We start from the raw sequence: 1733 nt of genomic DNA, 5'->3' as shown, positions 1-1733 counted from the left end.
GTTCAATTCTTCTCTGTTAATTCCGAAGGCCATAGCTGTCCCATCCTTATCAGTAATTGTTGAATCCATTACATTTCATGAAAGGGGAATACATCATGAACGGGCAAGTTAGAGCGGATATCCGTCCCGGACTTGAGGTGGATATTGTGCTGAAGCAGGATCAGGCTACAGGCAAACTTACCCATGGTACAGTAAAAGATATTCTGACCAACTCACCCCGCCATCCGCACGGCATCAAGGTGCGGCTGAGCGACGGTCAAGTCGGGCGGGTCAAGAATATTACGGGCTAAGTGCGCAGCCCGCATAATTATAGTTCCGAAGGCGCTCCGCCTGATGCTACTTTGCCGGTTAAACGGCTAGTATCAGGCGGGCGCCTTTTTTTCTGCTCAGCACGGCTCCTAACGCCCCATGAATTCCTCGACATACTGATCCGCTTTGGTCTGGTTGCACAGATTGCAGGCACAGACACAGTTATCGGGAGTGGTATGGCCGCCCTTGGCCCGGGGCAGAAGATGGTCGATGGTATCCCCATACAAGCCGCAAAAATGACAGGTATAGTTATCCCTTGTCAGAATTAAAGCACGGAAATCCTTGTTGCTGTACAGGCGGCGGATGGTGCGGCGGTTTACAACCACTGCGGCATGCTCCCGGACGAGCGTAACCGCCAGCTCAAGGTCGATTTCCTGATGCCAGCGCCGCCCTTTATCGCTGTGGCCGCGCATGAGGATCATCCCCTTGGATGAGGGGATAAGTGCAGAATAGTCGCCGGGCTCCGGCTTGAACCCCGCGGTCTGCGGGGGCCTCCGCCGTTGTTCGCCCTGGCGCGGCCGCGCTTTTGCCCGGCTGCCTGCGGCAGCCGCTGGATGCTTGGCTTCCTTGGAGCGCTCCGGCAGGGAATGCTGATGCACCTTAGGCGCGGCAGCCTTGTGACCCGGCAGAATTGCCGGGGCTACTGCTGGTGATTGCACCGGCTGTCTGGCAGCGGAGGCTGTAGCCGCAGGTGCGGAAGCCCGCGCCGAAACAGAGGCCTCCGGCCTCTGGACTTGCTGAAGCCCCTTGGCTGAACCGCTCTCGCGTGCCTTGCGGCATTCGCGGCAGGCCCCGCGGCGGGACTGGCCCTTAGACCGCTTGCCGGTCCGCCTGCGGAATTCGGAGAGCGGTTTATGCTGATGGCAATATGCGCATTGTTTAGATAAAGGCAGGCTGATATCGGTCATAAGTATGTTTGGAAGGACGCTATAGCAGCGCCTGTCCATTCCCCTCATTTTTAAGATAACTTTAGTATAGCGTAAAGCGCGGCCATTCACACGGCAGGTAAAAAAAGCAGCGAATTTTCTAATTTGTGACATCTGTCTTGGCGGCAATTAGGGAAAACCTGTAAAATCAATAAAAAATACGAAAGCGGGGAATTGGGTATGAGGCAAAGCAACAGAAGGCCGGCTGCTGTTATTTTACTGTATATTCTTCAGGCTTTTCTGGGGGTAGGAGCGATTGCCGGCGGGGTGATGCTGCTGATTGACCCGAGCGGAGAAATGATGGGGATGCCGACTTCCGTGCTGGAAAGATCCCCTTTTAATAATTTTATTATTCCGGGTATGCTGCTGTTCCTCGTTTTTGGAGTGCTGCCGCTGGTGGTGCTTTTCGCTCTGGTTAAGAAGCCGGACTGGGGTTGGGCTGCGCCGTTGAACCCCTTCAGGGAATTGCATAGTGCATGGACATTCTCCCTTTATATC

Annotated in this window: 3 protein-coding genes; 2 read left to right on the top strand and 1 reads right to left on the bottom strand. The window is 54.8% G+C overall.

Annotated features, from left to right (window positions below):
• Positions 1 to 95: 95 nt before the first annotated feature.
• The gene (locus AQR02_RS25290) at positions 96 to 290 is read left to right on the top strand and encodes a YwbE family protein (protein ID WP_054943150.1); all 195 of its coding nucleotides are present in this window, start codon (positions 96 to 98) and stop codon (positions 288 to 290) included.
• A 108-nt stretch (positions 291 to 398) separates the two neighbouring features.
• Here AQR02_RS25290 and AQR02_RS25285 read toward each other — a convergent pair whose 3' ends face one another.
• Positions 399 to 1217, bottom strand: a complete 819-nt coding sequence (locus AQR02_RS25285; RefSeq protein ID WP_108722099.1) for an HNH endonuclease — start codon at positions 1215 to 1217, stop codon at positions 399 to 401.
• A 198-nt stretch (positions 1218 to 1415) separates the two neighbouring features.
• On the opposite strand from AQR02_RS25285, the gene AQR02_RS34880 reads away from it, so the two are divergent.
• Positions 1416 to 1733: hypothetical protein (locus AQR02_RS34880; RefSeq protein ID WP_245237733.1), on the top strand; the 318-nt coding region annotated here is incomplete at its 3' end.

This window comes from Paenibacillus ihuae, from assembly GCF_001368795.1.
Lineage (GTDB): Bacteria > Bacillota > Bacilli > Paenibacillales > Paenibacillaceae > Paenibacillus_AQ > Paenibacillus_AQ ihuae.
Note: the sequence above shows the minus strand (reverse complement) of the source record. Positions and strands in the feature narration are given on the sequence as shown.